1 protein-coding gene is annotated in these 1,720 nt (G+C 39.1%); it reads right to left on the minus strand.

The features are described from left to right. Positions 1-89: 89 nt before the first annotated feature. Entirely contained in the window at positions 90-1,634 is a 1,545-nt protein-coding gene (locus BW932_RS14105) for an IS1182 family transposase (RefSeq protein WP_076388692.1), read from the minus strand. Positions 1,635-1,720 lie beyond the last annotated feature (86 nt).

Here is a 1,720-nt window from a genome sequence, read left to right on the forward strand (position 1 = left end):
AAAGAATGCGTCTCACAACAAAAAGTGATGCGGATTTTTATTTTCATTAAAATTCGATATGCGTTTGAAAAAAGGAAAAGTTGTCCTCTTTAGGCAACTTTCTTTCTCAGGTTGTGTGCTAAAGCGTGTAAACCGAACTCCAGTTCTACTTTTTTCAGACCTTTCAGGGTAAAGCGCTTAAAAGCGTTGCAATGCTTGAGATGTGCAAACACAGGTTCTACTTCAACCGAGCGTTGTTTGCGTTTTTTGATGCCTTCTTCGCTGTTTAAAAGTTGTCTGATTTTCTCTTTGTATTCTTCCAATTGATGGTTTCGCTCTACGCTGCGGTTTTCTTTGGAACTGTGACAAACGCTTCGTATTGGGCATTCTTCGCAGTTTTTGGCTTGGTAATGCGAGAGTTTTTGGGAGAATCCAGTCTTGGTTTTTCGAGTACTTTCGTGCGTTTTTTCCATCTTTTGCCCCATCGGACAAACGTAATAATCATCTTGCTCGTTGTAATGCAGATTTTCTTTGCTGAAGGTTTTGTGCTTTGCCTGATAATGGGCATCCTGCTCCTTGTCGAACGTATTGTATTTTACAAACGGAGTGATGTTTTTCTGTATTAATAATTCGTAGTTCTGCTCGCTTCCGTAACCCGCATCGGCAGTGAGTTCTTCCAGTTCATTCATCCTGTTTTTGCCATATAATTTTTCAAAATTTTCCAGATGATGCTTCAATGTATTGAAGTCGTTGGTTTGCTGATGAATCGTATAGTTTAAAATAAATTGGTTCTCGGTGGAAATCTGAGCATTATAGGCAGGTTTTAGCTGTCCGTTCATCATGTGATCCTCCTTCATCCGCATGAAAGTAGCATCTTCATCGGTCTTGCTGTAGGAATTTCGTTCTCCCAAAATCGCTTCCTGAGCTTCGTATTTATCAAGGTTTTTCTCAAAATTGTTTTTAATGTAATTCAGCTTGGCTTTGGCTTTTTTGTCAGAATCGGTTTTGCTCTCGCTGCCTTTTAATATGGCATTGATGTTTTCTACAGTCTGCTGGATTTTTTCTTTGCTGATTTCTTTAAATTCGGGTGGTTCAGGGTCTTTATCTTCTTCTCGGGCGACACTTTGGGCGTATTTCCAAAGTTCCTCCAGCTGGCGGAGCATTTTTTCTTTGTTGGTTTTAATGGCGTTTGCCCAAACAAAAGTGTAGCGATTTGCCTGTGCTTCAATTTTGGTTCCATCCACAAAAACCTGTCTCAAACTTACCAAACCTTCTTCTGCCAGAAGCAAAACCACCTGCGAGAAAATATCCTTGAATGCAGCTTCAAGCTTATGGCTCCGGAAACGGTTCACCGTATTATGATCCACGATGCTCATATTGGAGAGCCACATAAAGTTGATGTTTTCGCGAAGTGCCTTTTCGATTTTCCGCGATGAATAAATGTTATTCATATAGGCAAAAACCATCACTTTGAGCATCATTACGGGATGATAGCTTGGATTTCCTTCTTTGCTGTACACTTTCAGAAGTGGTTCGATATTGAGTTTCTCTAAAATATCATTCACAATACGAACAGGGTGATTATGGGGTATCAAATCCTCAAAACTATACGGAAATAACACCAACTGATTTTGGTTATAATGCTTGAAATTCATAAACAACTATCTGATTATCAATCATAAATATACAAATTATCACCATAATAACCAAAAAAAATCCGCCTCAGTTGTGAGACGGATTC

It is taken from the genome of Kaistella chaponensis (assembly GCF_900156725.1).
GTDB classification, from domain to species: Bacteria; Bacteroidota; Bacteroidia; order Flavobacteriales; family Weeksellaceae; genus Kaistella; species Kaistella chaponensis.